Consider the following 19,370-nt stretch of genomic DNA (forward strand, 5'->3'; position numbering starts at 1 on the left):
GCCATGAATCTGTCAAAGTTCTTCATCGATCGTCCGATTTTCGCCGGCGTGCTGTCGGTCCTGATCTTCCTTGCCGGCCTGATCTCGCTGTTCGCGATGCCGATCTCGGAATATCCGGACGTCGTGCCGCCCTCCGTCGTGGTGCGCGCGACCTATCCCGGCGCCAACCCCAAGGTTATCGCGGAGACAGTGGCGACCCCGATCGAGGAGCAGATCAACGGCGTCGAGAACATGCTCTACATGTCGAGCCAGGCGACCACCGACGGCGCGATGACGCTGACGGTGACGTTCCGGCTCGGCACCGATCCCGACAAGGCGACGCAGCTGGTGCAGAACCGCGTGCAGCAGGCCGAGCCGCGCCTGCCGGCCGTGGTGCGCCAGCTCGGCATCATCACCAAGAAGTCCTCGCCCGACCTCACCATGGTGGTGCATCTGTTGTCGCCGAACGGCCGCTACGACATGACGTATTTGCGCAACTATGCCGTGCTCAACGTCAAGGACCGGCTGGCGCGGATCGACGGCGTCGGCGACGTCCAGCTCTATGGCGCCGGCGACTATTCGATGCGGGTCTGGGTCGATCCGCAGAAGGCGGCCGAGCACGGCCTGACCGCAAGCGACATCGTGCGCGCCATCCAGGCGCAGAACGTCGAGGCTGCCGCCGGCGTGGTCGGCTCCTCTCCGAACGTCAAAGGCATCGATCTCCAGCTCTCGGTCAATGCCGAAGGCCGGCTCGCCAACGAGGAGCAGTTCGGCGACATCGTGGTCAAGACCGGCACGCGCGGCGAGGTCGTTCGTCTGCGCGATGTCGCGCGCATCGAGCTCGGCGCGTCCGAATACGGCCTGCGCTCGCTGCTCGACAACAAGCATGCGGTGGCAATCCCGATCTCCCAGGCGCCCGGCTCCAACGCGCTGCAGATCTCCGACAACGTCCGCGCCACCATGGCGGAGATCAAGAAGAACATGCCGGAGGGCGTGTCCTACCAGATCGTCTACGACCCGACTCAGTTCGTTCGCTCCTCGATCGAAGCCGTCATCCACACGCTGTTGGAAGCCATCGCTCTCGTGGTGCTGGTGGTGATCCTGTTCCTCCAGACCTGGCGGGCTTCGATCATCCCCCTGCTGGCCGTGCCGGTGTCGATCGTCGGCACCTTCGCCGTGATGCACGTGTTCGGCTTCTCGATCAACGCGCTCACCCTGTTCGGCCTGGTGCTCGCCATCGGCATCGTCGTCGACGACGCCATCGTCGTGGTCGAGAACGTGGAGCGCAACATCGAGTCCGGGCTGTCGCCGCGCGATGCCACCTATCAGGCCATGCGCGAGGTCTCGGGCCCGATCATCGCGATCGCGCTGGTGCTGATCGCGGTGTTCGTGCCGCTCGCCTTCATCTCCGGCCTCACGGGACAGTTCTACAAGCAGTTCGCGCTAACGATCGCGATCTCGACGGTGATCTCGGCCATCAATTCCCTGACGCTGTCTCCGGCGTTGTCGGCGCTGCTGCTCAAGGGCCACAACGAGCCGAAGGACCGGCTGACGCTGATCATGGAGAAGAGCCTCGGCTGGTTCTTCCGCGGGTTCAACAAGGCGTTCACGCGGTCCTCGGAGAACTACAGCGGCAGCGTCGGCAAGGTGATCTCGCGTAAGTCCGCGATGATGGGCCTTTATGTGGTCCTCGTCGGACTCACCGCATTTCTGTTCCAGCAGGTGCCTGGTGGATTCGTGCCGGGCCAAGACAAACAGTACCTCGTCGGCTTTGCCCGCCTGCCCGACGGCGCCACGCTCGACCGCAGCGAAGAGGTGATCCGCAGGATGAGCGACATCGCGCTGACCCAGCCCGGTGTCGAGAGCTCGGTAGCCTTCCCGGGCCTGTCGATCTCCGGCTTCACCAACTCATCCAATGCCGGCATCGTGTTCTCGACGCTGAAGCCGTTCGACGAGCGCAAGGATCCCTCGCTCAGCGGCCCTGCGATCGCGGCCGAGCTGAACAAGAAATATGCCGGCATCCAGGAAGCCTTCATCGCCATGTTCCCGCCGCCGCCGGTCAACGGCCTCGGCACCATCGGCGGCTTCAAGCTGCAGATCGAGGACCGCGCCGGTCTCGGCTATGACGCCCTGAATGAGGCCACCAACGCTTTCATGGCGGCGATGCAGAAGGCGCCGGAGATCGCCGGCGTGTTCTCCAGCTTCCAGGTCAACGTGCCGCAGCTGTTCGCCGACATCGACCGCACCAAAGCGCTGCAGCTGGGCGTGCCCGTCACCGAGGTGTTCAACACGCTGCAAATCTACCTCGGCTCCTACTACGTCAACGACTTCAACAAGTTCGGCCGCACCTATTCGGTCCGCGTCCAGGCCGACGCACCGTTCCGCGCCCGCGCCGACGACATCAGGCAGTTGAAGGTGCGCTCGTCGTCCGGCGACATGGTGCCATTGTCGGCGCTGCTCAACATCCGCCAGAGCGCGGGGCCGGAGCGCGCGATCCGCTACAACGGCTTCCTGTCGTCCGACATCAACGCGGCGGCTGCGCCGGGCTTTTCATCGGGCCAGGCGCAGGAAGCGGCGACGCGGATCGCGGCGGAGGTGCTGCCGCCGGGCTTTGCCTTCGAATGGACCGACCTGACCTATCAGGAGTTCATCGCCGGCAATTCCGGCATCTGGGTGTTTCCGCTGGCGATCCTGCTGGTGTTCCTGGTGCTGGCCGCGCTCTATGAGAGCCTGACCCTGCCGCTATCGATCATCATGATCGTGCCGATGGGCTTGCTCGCCGCGATGTTCGGCGTCTGGATCTCCAAGGGCGACAACAACGTCTTCACCCAGATCGGCCTCATCGTGCTGGTCGGCCTCTCCGCCAAGAACGCGATCCTGATCGTCGAATTCGCGCGCGAGCTCGAATTCGCCGGGCGCACGCCGATCCGGGCTGCGATCGAAGCCAGCCGCTTGCGGCTACGCCCGATCCTGATGACGTCGATGGCGTTCATCATGGGCGTGCTGCCGCTGGTGCTCTCGACCGGCGCGGGCTCGGAGATGCGGCGCGCCATGGGCGTTGCCGTGTTCTCGGGCATGATCGGCGTCACCGTGTTCGGCCTGTTCCTGACGCCGGTGTTCTATGTGCTGCTTAGAACCGTCACCGGCATGAAGCCGCTGGTTCATCACGGCAGCGACATCAGCGCAGCGCCGGTCCAGGGGCCTGCCGAGTGAACAGCGTCCCGCCGCGGCACGCCCCCGGCGGGACCATCATTTCCGGTTCTCCTCGCAGAATTTCAGCGCCGCCAGCGCCTCGCCGGCCCGCGGGATCTGCATCTCGATGCTGTCATCGTCGTCGTCCTCGAAGTCCAGCGTGAGGCGCTTGGCCTTCGCGAGGCGGTCCATGATCGACTGGTCGTATGCGAAGATGCCGCGCACCGTCGTCTTGTCCATGACCTCCCACTTGGCCTTCTTCATGATGTCGGCATCGTCGGTGCCGACATCGGCCCGGAGGATCTCACCGGCCTTGTCCCATTCCCAACCGTCGTAGATCATCACGATCACGATCGCCTGCTCGGAATAGGTGATCACGATGACGTAGTCGCGGTTCTCGTCATCCTTGTCCTTGTAGCCGCGGCTGGCATTGCAATGGGTGTCCTGCGCCCGCTTCTCGATGGTCCAGTCGCCGACTTTGGATTGTTGCGCAAGCGCGGGCCTCGAGCTCGAGGCGGTTGCGCTCAAGACGCAAGCGAGAATTCCGGCGGCAAGAAGAGATCGTTTCATGTCGGCCTCCAGCGCGTTCCCCGCGCCGAGATGACCACCTCTCCCGGCGGCTCGCAAGAGGGCGAGGCGAACGGCCGGCGGCCGTCCTATCCCCGCCGCGGCACGATCGCGATCGGAGTGAAGGTGTAAACCTCCTCGCCGTTCTGGTTGAACATGGTCCATTTCACCAGAGCGATGCCTTGCGGCTTCGATTTCGACGGCGTCAGGCTCATGACCTCGCCGACCAGATGCAGGCGGTCGTTGGGCCGCACCGGCATGGTCCAGCGCAGGCCGTCCACCCCGGCGCCGATCAGCGGATGCGGGCCGAACGGACGGGTCTGGATCGCAAGGTTCATCGCGATCGCGGCGGTGTGCCATCCCGAGGCGGCAAGCCCCTTGAACAGGGTCTGCTTCGCCGCCTCGTGGTCGAGATGCATCGGCTGCGGATCGAACTCGGCGGCAAAGCGCTTGATGTCGGCCTCGGTGACCACGACTTCGGGGGATTTGAACTGCATTCCGATGGTGAGATCGTCGAACCACTCGACCTGCGCCATGATTTTGCCTCGCAAAATGACGTGCCGCTCCCGAAGAGACGGCTCAAAATCGACTGAGCCATGAGGGATATAGCGGGCCCGCAGCGCACAAACCAGCGCAAGGTTCCTGACGAAACCCCTTTCCCGATGCGACGAAACACGCCTGAAACAGATGGCCGCTTAAGTAGTTGTCAAAATAAATACAGGGACGGCCACCATGCAGTTCATCCTCGACCTGATCTACGAATATTCGTGCTGCCAGAATCTCGTTGCCCAGCCGCTGCGGGAGGACGAGCTATGATCGAGCTGATCTCAGCCCTGCTCGCGCTGTGCAGCATCGGCGTCTTCGCGGCGCATGCGTTCGACGCTTACCGCACTACGCATTCCTGACCGTTCTGACGCTAAAGCGCGATGCGATTAGGATGAATCGTCATCGCGCTTTAGGTTGTTGTTTGAGCATGATCTTTTTGGAAAACCGCTCCGCACTTTTCCTCTGGATCATGCTCTAGAAAGGTCGCCGGTAGAAGTGCTCGGAATGCGTCGCCGGCGGAAACCGGTTGGCGAGCGCAAGCGCCCCTCTCTCGTCCGTCTCGAGCGCGATCTTCTGCGCCAACATCACATCGCCCGGTACCAGGAAGCCTGACGGGACGAAGCACCACCCCATCGTCGCGCGCCCCTCACTATCGACCTCGTGGACGTTGGCGGCTGTGCCGTAGTGGATGCGATAGGTCCGGCCGGTGTCGCAACCGACGACGTCGAAATACCGAAACTGCTCGAATTGAGCGCGCTGCGCCGGTGACAGCCATTCGGCCAGAAGCCGGCGGCCGCGCGCATCCGGCGTGTTCTCGCCGAAGAAGCGGCGATAGAGTTCACGCAGCGCATGCAGGCGCGCACGCGCCGGCGCGCGGAGCCAAACTGCCGCGATCATGAGCAGCTCAGATCAACCGCCGACCAGGCGGGGATAGAACAGCGTTTCCTGCGCGGTCGGATCGAACGATCGGATCCGGGTCACTTCGCCGGGTCCGGTTCGAAGCGCGGCGGTGAAGCCCGCTCCGGTCAGCTCACGAAAGCGCCGTTCGGCTCGCGCCAGCGCCTCGGCGTTGCCAGGATCAAACTCGTGGCGCGTATCGCCAGTTTGGTCCATCACGATCTGGGTAGCCATGTTGAGTCTCCTCATGCCCAGCCCTGAACTTGATCAAAGCAAACCTCGTGCCGTCGGTTCCAGAAGGCAACAACTTTCTCTCGCCGTCGCATCACACGTCGCTGAGCAAGAGCTCAGCGTGAGGCCGCGGCACTCCCGCCCTCGTCGATCTGCCGGCCCATCAGCGCGATCGCCTTCTGATAGACACCAGCGGCATTCCAAGCCTCGATGGCAGCGAAATTGGGCTCGCCCGGCTGGTATCCGGCTCCCGCACGCCAACCATGGGCTTTGAGGAAATTCGCGGTCGAGTTCAGCGCATTGGCCGCAACTTCGAGATTGCCGGTGCCGTAGGCCAGAATGCTCTTGGGCATGAACTGGGTCTGGCCGACCTCGCCATGCATGGAGCCGCGGGTCGATCCCGACAGCGTACCGCGGTCGATCAGCTTCAGGGCCGCATAGAGCTGGTCGGTGAAGAATTCGGGACGGCGGCAGTCATAGGCGAGGGTCGCAATCGACGACAGCATGTTCTGGTTGCCGCGCTGGCTGCCGAAGCCGGTCTCCATGCCCCAGATCGCGATCAGCGGCCCGGGCGGGACGCCATAGCGCTGCTCGATCGAGGCGAACAAAGCGGCCTGCGACTGCTTGAGCTGCCGGCCCTTGGCGACGATGGTGGTGGCGCCGCGCTTGGCCAGGAACTGGTCCAGCGTCAGCGAGAAGCTGCGCTGGCCGCGGTCGGCCGCGATCGTGGCGCTGGCATAGTTCGTCTGCATCAGCGCAGACAGCGCGGTGGGACCGATGCCCTTGCCCTGAGCCTCCGCGCTGAACTCGCGCTTCCAGGCCTCGAAGCCGGCCGGCGAGCTGCCGCATTGCGCGGCCTCGGCGGAGGATGCCAGGCAACCGAGCAGCGTCATTGCGCCAAGAACCGCTCCCGCAACAGCCCTGCCCCTGATCATGCCCGACCTCTCCTGTCCTGTACCGCTCGGCGGCGCAATCTTACCCGCTGGAATGCGCCGACTCCATGGCCCGATCATAGGACAATTCGAGGCCTTCCAGGTTGCCCTCTTTGCGCCATTTGTCGAGCAGCCGCAGGAATGCCACCGGCCCGCGCCAATATTGGCTGTTTCTTGCCGCGATCGGATCGAACACGCCTTCGTTATTGTAGTAGCCCGGCGTGCATTCGGCGAGATAGGTCTGCCGACCGAGCGCGGCCTTGACGACCTCCTCGACCCAGGCGTTCTCGGCCGCAAGCGTCGGCTCCAGGGTGCGTGCGTTGCGCTCGCGCGCCTGCTTGATGACATAGGCGATGTGCTGCGACTGCTCGTCGATGATGTGCGGAAAATTGGCGCTCTGGCCGGCCTGCACGGTGACGATCAGGAAGCAGTTCGGAAAACCGCGGCTGTAAAAGCCGTGCAGCGTCTTGACGCCGTCCTGCCAGCGCTCGGACAGGCTCATGCCGTCGCGGCCATAAACCTCGAAGCCCATGCGCTGCGCGTAATCGGTGCCGACCTCGAAGCCGCTGGCATAGATCAAGCAGTCGAGCTCGTAGGCCTTGCCGCCGGCGACGACGGCATTCTCGGTGATGCGTTCGACGCCCTTCCCCCCGGTATCGACGAGATGCACGTTGGGACGGTTGAAGGTGTCCAGATATTCGTCGTGGAAGCACGGCCGCTTGCAGAACGCCTTGTACCAGGGCTTGAGCGCAGCCGCGGTCGCCTCGTCCTTGACCACGGTGTCGACGCGCGCGCGGATCTCCTCCATCTTGCGGTAGTCGGCCTGCTCGATGACCTTCAGCGCTTCCTCAATCGAAGTCACCGGCTGCTTTTGCCGGCGCGGTGCCAGCAGGATTTCGCCGAGCAGGCCGGTCCAGCCGTCCTGCACCAGGTCCTGCTCGAACGGCTCGCCTGAAATCACGGCGGTAAAATTGTCCATGCGCTCGCGCTGCCAGCCTGGCTTGAGGCTCTGCGCCCAGGCCGGGTCCGTCGGACGATCGTCGCGAACGCCGATTGCGGACGGCGTGCGCTGGAACACATAGAGCTCCTTGGCGGAGCGGCCGAGATGCGGCACGCATTGCACGGCGGTGGCGCCGGTGCCGATGATGCCGACGCGCTTGCCGGCAAGACCGGTAAGGCCACCATCCGCGTTGCCGCCGGTGTAGCCGTAATCCCAGCGGCTGGTATGAAAGCTGTGACCTCTGAACGTCTCGATGCCGGCAATCCCCGGCAGCTTCGGACGGCTCAGCGGACCGCCGGCGAGGATGACGAAGCGCGCGCGGATCTGGTCGCCCCTGTTGGTCTCGACCAGCCACCGCGCCTCATGCTCCTGCCAGGTCATCCGCGAGATGACGGTCTGAAACAGCGCGCGCTCGTACAGGTCGAAATGACGGCCGATGCGGCGCGAGTGCTCGTAGATCTCCGGCGCCCGGGCATATTTGCGCACGGGCATGTAACCGGTCTCTTCCAGCAACGGCAGGTAGATATAGCTCTCGGTATCGCAGGCGGCGCCGGGATAACGATTCCAGTACCAGGTGCCGCCGAAGTCGGCGGCCTTTTCCACGATACGAAAATCCGCGATGCCGGCCTCGCGCAATCGCGCGCCACACAGCAGGCCGCCGAAGCCACCGCCGACGATGAGCACTTCGGTCGCTTCGTTGATGGCCGCGCGCGCAAATCCGGGATCGGCCCAGGGGTCGTCGAGATAACGGCCGAACTCGCCCGCAACCTCGACATACTGCGCCTTGCCCTCGGCGCGCAGACGGCGGTCGCGCTCGTCGCGATAACGGGCACGGAGGGCGGAAATATCGACCGTAGATGCGCCGGTTGCATCGGTCTTGTGTCTTTCCGCTGACATTCGATTCCTCCCGCGCATGCTGCTTCGTCGGCAGCTCACCGCACGTTAGCGCCGAAAAAGCGCGGCATGCAATCACGCTGATTGTTTTTTGCGTGAACGCTGCGTGACCTTCCGCTAACCTCGAGCGCAAATCACGAGCCTACGCCATGCAACGACATGGCCATCCGGAGGGAGACCATGCAGGGATTGATGATGGACATGCCGCTGCTGATCAGCGGCCTGATCCAGTATGCGGCCGATTATCATGGCGAAGCCGAGATCGTCGCACGCGAGATCGAGGGCGACATCCATCGCTACACCTACTCAGACGCGCATCCGCGTATTAAGCGCATGGCGCTGGCGCTGAAGCGGCTCGGCATGAAGCAAGGCGACCGCGTCGGAACGCTGGCCTGGAATACACACCGGCATTTCGAGATGTTCTACGCCGCGCCGGGCATGGGCTACGTGCTGCACACGGTCAATCCCAGGCTGTTTCCCGAGCAGCTCGTCTACATCATCAACCATGCCGAGGACCGCCTGCTCTTCATCGATCGCGCCACGCTGCCGCTCGTGGAGGCGATCGCGCCGCAGCTAACGACGGTCGAAGCCTATGTCGTGATGTCCTCGCGCGAGCGGATGCCGGAGACGAAGCTCGCGAACGTGCATTGTTACGAAGAGCTTCTGGAACGCGAGAACGATGCCGGCTTCGCCTGGCCGGAGTTCGACGAGAAGTCCGCCTCCACGATCTGCTACACGTCGGGCACGACGGGCAATCCCAAGGGCGTAATCTACTCGCACCGCGCCGCGATCCTGCAGACCATGACCTGCTGCAATTTCGACTTCCTGCCGGGACACGTCGAAGGCGTGCGCGAGGTGATGATGCCGATGGCGCCGCTCTTCCACGGCAATGGCTGGAACATGCCGTTCACCGCGCCCTATACCGGCTCCAAGCTGGTACTGCCCGGCCGCAACTACGAGCCGGACAAGCTCTATGAATTGCTGGAAGGCGAGAAGGTGACGCTGTCGGCGGGCGTGCCGAGCTTCTGGCTGATCCTGCTCGATTGGCTCGGGCGGACCGGCAACAAATTCTCGGCCTTGCGCGCGACGTTGTCGTCAGGCTCGGCCCCGCCGCGCGCGATGGTGGAGAAGCTCAAGCGCGAGTACAATGTCGATTACATCCAGGCCTGGGGCATGACCGAGGCGCTGGGCTGCTCGATGCCGGGCCTGCGGCCGGGCTCGGAGCATCTCAGCGAGAAGGAGAAATTCGACCGGCGCCAGGTCTCCGGCCGCGCCTGCTTCGGCACGCATTTGCGCATCGTCGACGACGCCGGCATTGAGCTGCCGCGCGACGGCAAGACGGTCGGCCATCTGCGCGCCCGTGGCCCCTGGGTCGCCTCCGGCTACATGAAGCTGGACGAAGGCCTCGACCGCGACGGCTGGCTGATCACCGGCGACATGGCCGTGATCGACCCACAAGGCCACGTCACGCTGACCGACCGTTCCAAGGACGTGATCAAGTCCGGCGGCGAGTGGATCTCCTCGATCCAGCTCGAGGACATCGCCCTGTCCCACCCCGACGTGCTGCAAGCGGCCGTCGTCGCGATCAGCCACGAGAAATGGCAGGAGCGCCCCCTGCTCCTCGTCGTCCGCAAGAAGGGCGCGACCGTCGACGGCAAGGCGCTGCTCGAGCACATGCGTCCGAAGATCGCGAGCTGGTGGCTGCCGGACGCCGTCGAATTCCTCGACGAATTCCCGATGACCGGCACCGGCAAGGTGCTGAAATCCGCTCTGCGCGATAGGTTCAAAGAGTACCGGGTCGCGTGACCCGGTCGCCGTCGATCAAGGAGACCAGAAAATGCTCTATCCGATGTCGCCAAAAGTCGTCGAGCTCAAGCGCAGGCTCGAAAGCTTCATGGACCGGCACATCTATCCGAACGAGGAGCGCTTCTACCGCGAGGCTGAAGAGCTCGGGCCGTGGAAGGTCTATCCGGTCGTCGAGGAGCTTAAGCCGCTGGCGCGCGCGGAGGGGCTGTGGAATCTGTTTCTGCCCGAGAGCGATCACGGCGCGGGCCTCTCCAATCTCGAATACGCGCCACTGTGCGAGGTGATGGGCCGTTCGCACCTTGCTCCTGAAGTCTTCAACTGCTCGGCGCCCGACACCGGCAACATGGAGGTGCTGGAGCGTTACGGCAGCGAGCAGGACAAGGAGCGCTGGCTGAAGCCGCTGCTCGCGGGCGAAATCCGCTCCTGCTTCGCCATGACCGAGCCGGCGGTCGCATCATCCGATGCGACCAACATCGAGAGCTCGATCGTACGGGACGGCCACCATTACGTCATCAACGGGCGCAAATGGTACACCACCAACGCGACCGACCCTCGCTGCAAGATCTGCATCTTCATGGGCAAGACCGACCCCGACAATCCCGACCGTCACAAGCAGCAATCCATGATCCTGGTGCCGATGGACACGCCGGGCATCGAGGTCAAGCGTCCCCTGCCCGTGTTCGGCTTCTACGGCGTGCCCGACCGCGCCTCCGAAGTGGTGTTCACCAATGTGCGCGTGCCCAAGGAGAACATGCTGCTCGGCGAGGGCCGCGGCTTCGAGATTGCGCAGGGCCGTCTCGGGCCCGGCCGCATCCATCATTGCATGCGGCTGATCGGCCTTTCCGAACGCACGCTGGAGAAGATGTGCCGCCGCGTGCGGAGCCGGGTCGCCTTCGGCAAGCCGGTCTCGGAGCAGACGGTGACGCAGGAGCGCATTGCGGAGGCGCGCATCATGATCGAGCAGGCGCGGCTACTGACGCTGAACGCGGCCCATGCGATGGACACGGTCGGCAACAAGGTGGCGAAGGCAGAGATCGCAATGATCAAGGTCGCCGTGCCCAACATGGCCTGTCAGATCATCGACTGGGCCATTCAGGCCCATGGCGGCGGCGGCACCTCGAACGATTTCGGCCTGACGCAGGCCTACGCCACCGCGCGCTTGCTGCGACTTGCCGATGGACCCGATGAGGTCCATCGCAACCAGATCGCGCGGCTCGAGCTGAAGAAATACTCGAACGCCTAAGAAAGGCGCTCTTCCTTCGCTTCAGTTCACCACATAGACGTCAGGATCGGCGCTCGAGCTCGGTTTCTTGAAGGCGTTGCGCAAGGCTGATGACATCGGGACGTTGTAGTTGAGGCCGTTCGGCGGCGTCGGCGATTGCAGCCACTTCTTGTAGAGCGCCTCGATCTCGGGGGTGGCATAAAGCTCCGCGGTGGCGCGATCGGCGAGCGCCTTGAACGGCGCATCCTCTCGCCGCAGCATGATGCCGTAGGGCTCGGGCTTGGAGAACGCCTCCTCGCTGATCATGTAAGCTTGCGGCTCCTTCGACCGCGCGATCGCGACCGCGAGCTGGACGTCGTCGAGCGCATAGGCCTGGGCGCGGTCGGTCTCCAGCAGCAGGAAGGCCTCGGCCTGGTCCTTGGCCGGCATGATGTTGATGCCGAGATTGCGCTCGGTGTTGACCTTGGCGAGCTGCGTCAAGTTCACGGATCCCGCGACCGCCGTGACCGCCTTGCCCTTGAGATCGTCGATGGTCTTGATGCTCGCCGCCTTCCTGGCCGCGAACCGCGTCGCGCTGAGGAAGTGCGTGTTGGTGAAGGCGACCTGCTTCTGGCGGTCGGCATTGTTGGTGGTCGCCGAGCAATGCAGGTCGAGCGTGCCGTTGACCATCAAAGGAATCCGGTTCGAGGACGTCACCGCGACAGTCTCGACCGAAATGTCTGATATGCCGAGCTGCTTCTTCACGGCTTCGACGATACGGAGGCAGATGTCCATGGCAAAGCCGACCGGCTTCTGGTTGCCGTCGAGATAGCTGAATGGGACGGAGGCCTCCTGATAGCCCAGCGTGATCTTCTTGGTCTCCTTGATCTTCTGGAGCGTGCCCGCGAGGTCTTCGGCTGACGCCGCGCCTGCAAGACTTGTCAGGGCAAGGAAAAGAACGGGTAGACGCATCAGTTGCTCCTCAATGGGGTCGTCGGCCTTATCGCGAGGGGGGTGATAACCGACACATGCAGCGTCCGCCAGACGGGACAGCGACTACCAGCTATCGCGCTTTTCAATACTGGCCAAACCGACGCTGCTTCACTGGCACGTCAGCTGCTGCTCGAACCAGCCGCTCAACCGATCCGACAGGGACGGCCACATCCGCCGGAAGCTGTCGAGCTTGCCGACATTGGCGCGGTACATCGCCCGCGATTCGCGCTCGATGGCCGGAAGGTCGACGCCCGTGCAGACCCCGTCCCGCGCGATCGTCCTGCCGGCGACGACCACCTCCTTCACCAGCGACGCATTGCCGCGCGCGAACAGCAGCGCCATCGGGTCAACCGACATGATCTGGTCTCGATCCAGCCGGTCAAGATCGATCACGACGTAGTCGGCGGGATTGCCCGCCGAGAGCTCACCATTCCCGGGCGCCCCGGTCGCATGGCGTCCGTTGCGGATGGCGAGCGAAAACATCTCGGCCGGCGTCCATGTCGCCTTGAAGCCGAGGCCGCCATGGACCATCTGCACCAGCCGCATCTCGCGCAGGATGTCGTCATCCTCGTCCAGCGCCAGACCGTCGACGCCCACAGTGATGGCGCAGCCGCATCTGTGCGCGGCGGCGATCGGGGCGAGGCCCGAACGCAGATGCATGTTCGAGCTGAAATTGGTGACGATGCGCGCGCCGGAGGCCGCGATCATCTCGAGCTCTTCGGGACGGGCGTGAATGCAATGCGCCAGCGTCAGCCGCTCGGAGAGAAAGCCGACCTCGCGAAGCCAGCGCACCATGTCCGGAAAGTGCTGGTCGGCCCAGGCGCGCTGATAAACTGTTTCCAACAGATGCATGTGAATGCGGCGACCGGTCCGCGCGGAGTTCTCCGCGACGGCCTCCAGCAGCGGCTTCGAGCACCATTGCACACCGGCCGGCCCGAGCTGCACGTCGACCATCGGTCCGGCGATGGCTGCGGCAATTGCGTCGGTCAGCTCGATATAGGCCTTCGGCGACAGCGGCGCGCGAACGAAGAGATCCTCGATCGTCTTGCGATCGTCCCCGGGAAGCCCTGAAAGCATCGGCTCGGCATCACCGTAGACAATGGGGTTCTGGTCGCGCACCGCCATTGCAAACGCCATGCGAATCCCGACGTCGGATGCGGCTTTCGCGATGGCCTTGGCCTCGTCCAGCAGCGGCATCGTCCCGCTCGGACGCGTGTAATGGACCATCATCGCCGCGCAGCCTGCCTTGGCGGAACGGGCCAATGCCGAGACGGCCGTCAGATAGGGATCGATCGGCGAGCCCAGCGCGGTTCGCAAAATCCAGCTTTCCAGGGGCATGCCGACCGCATCGAAGGACGACGCCGTGGCACGGGCATGATCATGGGCGTTGACGAAGGCGGGGATGACGAAGGAGCGAGGCGCCGGCCCCGCTCCTTCCGAGATTTCGGTGATGACGCCCTCGTCGTGCCGCAGCACGACGTTCGCGCTGACGCCACGGTCAGGGCCACGGAACAGGCTGGTTGCCGAGATCTCCGTGGCCATGGCTGTTCCTCCAATCTCAGTTGGCAGTGTACACCAGTTCCCGCTCCGCGCGCGGCGGCAGGAATTCGCGCGAGAACACCTCCGCCGGCGTCGGCGCACGGGCGAGCTGATAGCCCTCGACCACGATGCCGATCGCGCGCGTCATCCGGTCGTCCTTAATGTCGCCGATGCCGATCTCCTTCATCTCCGGCGAGACGATCAGCTTCTCGAAGGAATATTGCAGCCGGCGCTTCTCCACCTCGGCGTTGATGAGGTTGTCGTAGTTCAGTGCCGCCTTCATGCCGGCATTCTGGTCCTTGGCGATCGCGATCGCACCCTTGTTGATGGCGCGCACCAAGCCCGCCACGGCCTTCGGATTCGAGGCGATCAGCTTGCGGGAGACCATCACGCCGTTGGAGTAGAGATCGAGGCCATATTCACCGAAGGAGAACCATTTAAAGTCCTTGTCCGGATCCTGGCGGTTGAGCACCAGATTGAAATAGCTGGTGATGTTGAAGACGAGGGCCGCATCGATGTCGCCCTTGATCAGCATCGGCTCCTGCAGGTTCGGCGCCATGTTGGAGATCTTGATCTTCTCGCCGTCGAGCCCGTTCTTGCGGGTGAACACCGGCAACAAGCGCGTGGTCGGCGTGCCCTGCGCACCGCCGAGCGTGCGGCCTTCGAAATCCTTGATGGTGTTGATGCCGCTGCTCTTCTTGGCGACGATGGCGAACGGCGGCTGATTCCACATCATGTAGACCATGACGGGCGCCTCCTGCGGCTTGGTCGAGGCGTTCTGGATGATGGCGTTGACGTCGCCGAAGCCGGCGTCATAGGCGCCCGACATCACGCGCGTGACGGTGGCGCCGGAGCCCTCGCCCTGATCGATGACGACGTTGAGGCCTTCCTCTTTGAAGAAGCCGTTGTCCTTGGCATAGAAGAAGGCAGCGTCGCTGCCCTGGGTTTTCCAGCCTAGCGTGAACTTGATCGTGGTCTCCTGCGCGGTGGCGGCGCCTGCGGACAGCGCCAATCCAAGCAGCGCGGCGGTTAACTTCCTCAACATCGAGACCTCCTCAGCTTCGTTGCGTGACGGTTCAAGAAATCAGGTGGCGATCACGTCGTTCTTGCGCGTGGCCCAGCCGGTGACCTGCCCTTCGATCAGCGAGAACACGACGTAGAGCGCGACACCGAGCCCGGCGAGCACGAACAGGCCGGCGAACACCAGCGGCACGTTGAAATTGGAGGACGCGGTCATCATGACGTTGCCGATGCCGCGGTTGGAGGCGACCGTCTCCGACAGCACCGCGCCGACGAAGGCGTAGGAGATCGCGACCTTCAGCGAAGCAAAGAAGAACGGCATGGTGCGCGGCAGACCGACATTCCAGAGGATGTCGAGCTTGCTGGCGCCGAGCGCCTTCAAGACGTCCTCGAGCTCGGGCTCCGTGGTGGCAAGTCCCGTCGCGATATTGACCACGATCGGGAAGAAGCAGATCGACAGCGCAGTCAGCACCGCCGGCACCGTGCCGGAGCCGAACCACAGCACGAAGATCGGCACCACCGCGACCTTGGGAATCGAGGAGAAGCCGATCAAAAGCGGATAGCAGGTGTCGTAGGCCGTCTTCGACACGCCGATGATCGCGCCGAGGGCGACGCCGAGCGCGACGCCAAGCACGAAGCCGAACATGGTGGTGGCCAGCGTCTGCACGATGTGCGGCCACAGCACCGGGAAGCGCTGGACCAACGTCACGAACACCTGCGAGGGCCGCGGCAGCACCAGGTCGGACATGCCGGTCATCAGGCAGAACAGCTCCCAGGCGACGAAGAACAGCACGATCAGCCCCGCCGACCACGCTTTTTGCCTGACATCGATCCCGAACATCAGCCTGCCCCCTGCTCAGCGGCGCTGCGCGCATCCTCGATGAAGGCGCGCAGCTTCTGGTTCAACGCGACGAAATCCGGCTCAAAGGTCATCGCCACGGTGCGCGGCCGCGCGAACTCCACGCGGCTGTCGTCGAGGATGCGGCCGGGACGCGCGCTCATCACGCAGATACGACTGGCGAGAAAACCGGCCTCGCGCAGATCGTGCGTCACCAGCAGCACGGTCGGCTTGTGCGTCATCCAGAGATTCTGGAGGATCGCCCATAGCTCCTCGCGGGTGAACTGGTCGAGGGCGCCAAAGGGCTCGTCGAGCAGCAGCATGCGCGGCTCGTGGATCAGCGCACGGCAGAGATTGGCGCGCTGGAGCATGCCGCCGGAGAGCTGCCAGGGATAGCGGTTGCCGAACCCTTTGAGGCCGACCTGCTCCAGCAGCGCATTGGCCTTGTCGCGGAATTCGGTCTTGCGCAGCTTGCGGAACTTCGAGCGGAACGGCTCGACGATCTTCAGCGGCAGCATGATATTCCGCTCGATCGTCATCCACGGCAGCATGGTCGGGTTCTGGAAGGCCATGCCGACCCGCATCGCCCGGGCCGCCACCTCGCGGCCGCCGACGATGACGACGCCGCTGGTCGGCTGCACCAGGCTGCTGACGAGACGCAATATGGTCGATTTGCCGCATCCGGACGGGCCGACCAATGCGACAAACTCGCCGTCGGCGATCTTGAGCGTGGTCTTCGACAAAGCAGGCACGGCGCGGTCGCCGCGCCCGAAGGTCACCGAGGCCTCCGACAGCTCGATGGCGATCGTCGCAGAGCCTTCGGGAACGGGCTGGCCGTCGAACTGGGCGTTGGGTTGCATGCGCATCACGGAAAAAAGTGCATGCAAGCTGGATGCCAGCGATCGAGCCCCGCGAAATCAAAGGCCTAGCCGAAATCCGCGCCAAACCGCCGGATTCGATTTAGGCAGTCCGGAGGCCAAACTGCATGCAATTGGAGCGCTCAATCGGCGCGAGCCTGTGCTAAAGAGAGATGTCACTCCCATGGGATTCGCCGATGGCGGCGCGCGCCAGCAGCAAGACTTCTGAATCGTCGGACAAGGTCAGCGTGATCTGCCGCGCGCTCCGGCGCGCCATCATCGAGCAGGCGCTGGAGCCCGGCGCCAAGCTGCCGGAAGATGCGCTCGGCGAACGTTTCGGCGTCAGCCGCACCATTGCCCGCCATGCGCTAGGTCAACTCGCCGCCGAAGGCCTGGTCGAGCTCCGCCGCAACCGGATCGCCGTGGTGGCGACGCCGAGCTGGCAGGAGGCGCGCGATGCCTTCGACATCCGCATCGAGCTCGAACGCCTCGTCGTGCGCCAGCTCGCGGGCAAGCTGACCAAGGCGCAGATCGCCGAGCTGAACGCCCATGTCGATGCCGAGGATCGCGCCCGCGGCGGCACGGATGCGGTGTCGATCCGACTCGCCACCGAATTCCACATTCTGCTCGCCCATATGACGAACAGCCCGATTCTGGTGCGCTATGTCAGCGAGGTCGCCTATCGCTGCTGCCTGACGCTGTCGCTGTACAGCCGGCCGCATTCCACCGAATGCGCCATCAACGAGCACCGCGCCATCATCGCGGCGCTTGCCAAGGGCGATGCGGCCAAGGTGATGGAATTGATGCATCATCACCTGGATTCGGTGGCCAATCGTGCGCTGGTCGCTCCCACTCCGCAGCGTGGCCGCGATCTGCTCGACATCCTCGCACCCTATGCGGACGAGGTGACGAGCAATCGCGTCGTCAAGCTGCCGAAAATCGCGCGGAGGGGCTAAGCCTCGATGCCGCGCTGGACGAGGATGCGCTCGGCGCTGTCGTTCCAGACATCCATCTTCACGATCTGCCCGTCCCTCACGACGAAGCGATCGACATAGCGGTTGCCCTCGAACGGCGTGCCGTCCATCCATTCGCCATAGAGCGTGCCGACGCTGTAGACGACGGTCTCGTCCGGGCCCGGGCAGACGTCGAACCGGTCCATCTTCTTCTTGACCCAGCGATAGCGTTTCGCGTTGAAGCCGGTCGGCCCGCGCGGATGGTCGAACGCGCGCCCGCCGGTGAACGTGATCACCGTGCCCGGCTTCATATAGGCCGCAGCGGCGTCGGGATCCGGTATCATCGAAGCGGTGAGATAGGCTTCGACAATCTCGGCGTCGGTCGTCGGGCTTTCGGCTTTTGCGGCAGTAGACATCGCGGGGTTCTCTCCGGATGCCGCCATCTTACAATCCGGGTGCCTCAAAGTGCATGCACAATTTTTGGACAATCCAGCCCCAGCATTGCACACAATCTGGAGCTGCCCGCCCCCACGGCTTCCGCTAGGCTGCCACGGCTGAATCCAACGCCATGACCGCCCAAGCCACCTTCGACCTGATCTTCCGCAACGCATTGTTGCGCTCTTCCGCCGCACCGGTCGATATCGGGGTGAAGGACGGCCGCATCGCCGCGATCGCGCCAAAGCTGGCCTGCGAGGCCGCCGACGTCGATCTCGGCGGCCTCCTCGCCCTGCCCGGCTTCGTCGACACCCACATCCATCTCGACAAGGCCTGCCTGCTCGGCCGCTGCGGCCACGATCACGGCAGCGTCTCGGAGGCGATCCGCGCCGTCGCCGGGATGAAGAAGGATTTCACAATCGAGGACGTCTACGCGCGCGGCGCCAGAGTGCTCGAACGCGCCATCGTCAACGGCACGACGCGCATGCGGACGCATGTCGAGATCGACCCCCGCATCGGCCTCCGCGGCTACGAGGCGGTCAAGGCGCTGAAGCGCGATTACGCCTGGGCGATCGATCTCGAGCTCTGCGTCTTCCCGCAGGAAGGCCTCACCAACGATCCCGGAGCCGAGGAGCTGCTGATCCAGGCGCTGCGCGAAGGCGGCGAGGTCATTGGCGGCTGTCCCTACATGGACACCGACCCGAACGCCCATCTCGCGCGCATCTTCGATCTCGCTGAGGAATTCGACATCGACGTCGATCTCCATCTCGATTTCGATCTCGATCCCTCCTGGTGGCATCTCGACGAGGTCTGCCGCCAGACCGAGCAGCGCAACTACAGCGGACGCGTCGCGATTGGCCATGCCACGAAGCTGTCGGCCTTGCCCCCCGAACGGATGAAGGCGGCCACTGCGCAACTGGCAAGGTCAGGCGTTGCGGTCACCGTCCTGCCCGCGACCGATCTCTATCTGATGGGGCGCGAGGACACGCACAACGCGCCGCGCGGGCTGACCCTGGCCCACAAGCTTGCCGGCGACGGCGTGCTCTGCTCGGTCGCGACCAACAACGTGCTCAATCCCTTCACGCCGTTCGGCGATGCCTCGCTGCTGCGGATGGCGAACTTCTACGCCAACGTCGCGCACGCCTCGGTCAGCGACTTCGACACCTGCCTGGACCTCGTGACCGAGCTGCCGGCCCGGCTGATGAACCTCGCCGACTACGGCATCGAGGTCGGCAATCCCGCCGATCTGATCGTGCTCGATACCAAGGACAGCCGATTCGCCATCGCCGAGCTGCCTGACGTCCTGATGGGCTTCAAGCGCGGCCGGCAGACATTTGCACGGCCCCGGCCGACCCTGTTCAAGAGCTGAGCGCGTTTCACGGCCGATATTTCGGGCATCGCGCGCACAACCTGATCGGCCGCGAGGCCACGGCAGTTCGATTTTACCGCCGGTCCGCGCCGACCCGAGTTCGGTAGAATCCCGGACCGTA

The 19,370-nt window shown here is 64.2% G+C and carries 17 protein-coding genes; 5 read left to right on the forward strand and 12 right to left on the reverse strand.

Features of this window, described 5'->3' with window-relative positions; all coding sequences use genetic code 11:
• Positions 1-3: 3 nt before the first annotated feature.
• On the forward strand, positions 4-3,192 hold the full coding sequence (locus I6F36_RS09285) for an efflux RND transporter permease subunit (RefSeq protein ID WP_225125816.1): 3,189 nt from the start codon (positions 4-6) through the stop codon (positions 3,190-3,192).
• A 36-nt stretch (positions 3,193-3,228) separates the two neighbouring features.
• Here I6F36_RS09285 and I6F36_RS09290 read toward each other — a convergent pair whose 3' ends face one another.
• From I6F36_RS09290 to I6F36_RS09315, 6 genes are all read right to left on the reverse strand, one after another.
• Positions 3,229-3,741, reverse strand: coding sequence for a hypothetical protein (locus I6F36_RS09290; protein ID WP_036001249.1), 513 nt, complete (start codon positions 3,739-3,741; stop codon positions 3,229-3,231).
• 86 nt (positions 3,742-3,827) lie between these two features.
• The gene (locus I6F36_RS09295) at positions 3,828-4,274 is read right to left on the reverse strand and encodes a MaoC family dehydratase (protein ID WP_036001252.1); all 447 of its coding nucleotides are present in this window, start codon (positions 4,272-4,274) and stop codon (positions 3,828-3,830) included.
• A 484-nt stretch (positions 4,275-4,758) separates the two neighbouring features.
• Positions 4,759-5,181, reverse strand: a complete 423-nt coding sequence (locus I6F36_RS09300; protein ID WP_036001255.1) for a hypothetical protein — start codon at positions 5,179-5,181, stop codon at positions 4,759-4,761.
• 12 nt (positions 5,182-5,193) lie between these two features.
• A complete protein-coding gene (locus I6F36_RS09305) occupies positions 5,194-5,415 on the reverse strand; it encodes a hypothetical protein (RefSeq protein ID WP_007592399.1) in 222 nt (73 codons plus the stop codon).
• A 113-nt stretch (positions 5,416-5,528) separates the two neighbouring features.
• Complete coding sequence (locus tag I6F36_RS09310; protein ID WP_036001257.1) at positions 5,529-6,347, reverse strand: lytic transglycosylase domain-containing protein; 819 nt, start codon at positions 6,345-6,347, stop codon at positions 5,529-5,531.
• Positions 6,348-6,387: 40 nt separating this feature from the next.
• The gene (locus I6F36_RS09315; protein WP_225125818.1) at positions 6,388-8,241 is read right to left on the reverse strand and encodes an NAD(P)/FAD-dependent oxidoreductase; all 1,854 of its coding nucleotides are present in this window, start codon (positions 8,239-8,241) and stop codon (positions 6,388-6,390) included.
• 177 nt (positions 8,242-8,418) lie between these two features.
• Here I6F36_RS09315 and I6F36_RS09320 point away from each other — a divergent pair, with 177 nt between their 5' ends.
• The gene (locus I6F36_RS09320) at positions 8,419-10,044 is read left to right on the forward strand and encodes a long-chain fatty acid--CoA ligase (protein ID WP_225125820.1); all 1,626 of its coding nucleotides are present in this window, start codon (positions 8,419-8,421) and stop codon (positions 10,042-10,044) included.
• A gap of 31 nt (positions 10,045-10,075) precedes the next feature.
• Entirely contained in the window at positions 10,076-11,287 is a 1,212-nt protein-coding gene (locus I6F36_RS09325; RefSeq protein ID WP_057028872.1) for an acyl-CoA dehydrogenase family protein, read from the forward strand.
• Positions 11,288-11,308: 21 nt separating this feature from the next.
• Here I6F36_RS09325 and I6F36_RS09330 read toward each other — a convergent pair whose 3' ends face one another.
• The 5 genes from I6F36_RS09330 to I6F36_RS09350 all read right to left on the reverse strand — a co-directional run bounded on the left by I6F36_RS09330 (position 11,309) and on the right by I6F36_RS09350 (position 16,495).
• Positions 11,309-12,217 carry an amino acid ABC transporter substrate-binding protein gene (locus tag I6F36_RS09330; protein ID WP_057028871.1) on the reverse strand — a complete coding sequence of 303 codons (909 nt, stop codon included), beginning with the start codon at positions 12,215-12,217 and terminating at the stop codon, positions 11,309-11,311.
• A 129-nt stretch (positions 12,218-12,346) separates the two neighbouring features.
• The gene (locus I6F36_RS09335) at positions 12,347-13,780 is read right to left on the reverse strand and encodes an amidohydrolase family protein (RefSeq protein WP_225171319.1); all 1,434 of its coding nucleotides are present in this window, start codon (positions 13,778-13,780) and stop codon (positions 12,347-12,349) included.
• Positions 13,781-13,796: 16 nt separating this feature from the next.
• Positions 13,797-14,822 carry an ABC transporter substrate-binding protein gene (locus tag I6F36_RS09340; protein WP_109144102.1) on the reverse strand — a complete coding sequence of 342 codons (1,026 nt, stop codon included), beginning with the start codon at positions 14,820-14,822 and terminating at the stop codon, positions 13,797-13,799.
• Positions 14,823-14,861: 39 nt separating this feature from the next.
• Positions 14,862-15,638, reverse strand: coding sequence for an ABC transporter permease (locus tag I6F36_RS09345; protein ID WP_225171320.1), 777 nt, complete (start codon positions 15,636-15,638; stop codon positions 14,862-14,864).
• Positions 15,638-16,495, reverse strand: coding sequence for an ABC transporter ATP-binding protein (locus I6F36_RS09350; protein WP_225171321.1), 858 nt, complete (start codon positions 16,493-16,495; stop codon positions 15,638-15,640). Before I6F36_RS09350 ends, I6F36_RS09345 begins: the two co-directional genes overlap by 1 nt.
• A 194-nt stretch (positions 16,496-16,689) precedes the next feature.
• On the opposite strand from I6F36_RS09350, the gene I6F36_RS09355 reads away from it, so the two are divergent.
• Positions 16,690-17,448, forward strand: coding sequence for a GntR family transcriptional regulator (locus I6F36_RS09355; protein ID WP_025035646.1), 759 nt, complete (start codon positions 16,690-16,692; stop codon positions 17,446-17,448).
• On the opposite strand, the gene I6F36_RS09360 is transcribed toward I6F36_RS09355, so the two are convergent.
• Positions 17,445-17,861, reverse strand: a complete 417-nt coding sequence (locus I6F36_RS09360) for a nuclear transport factor 2 family protein (RefSeq protein WP_225171322.1) — start codon at positions 17,859-17,861, stop codon at positions 17,445-17,447. The genes I6F36_RS09355 and I6F36_RS09360 overlap by 4 nt on opposite strands.
• Positions 17,862-18,013: 152 nt before the next feature.
• Here I6F36_RS09360 and I6F36_RS09365 point away from each other — a divergent pair, with 152 nt between their 5' ends.
• Complete coding sequence (locus I6F36_RS09365) at positions 18,014-19,249, forward strand: amidohydrolase family protein (protein ID WP_225171323.1); 1,236 nt, start codon at positions 18,014-18,016, stop codon at positions 19,247-19,249.
• Positions 19,250-19,370 lie beyond the last annotated feature (121 nt).

Origin of the sequence: Bradyrhizobium sp. BRP19 (assembly GCF_020194195.1) — a bacterium.
GTDB classification, from domain to species: Bacteria; Pseudomonadota; Alphaproteobacteria; order Rhizobiales; family Xanthobacteraceae; genus Bradyrhizobium; species Bradyrhizobium yuanmingense.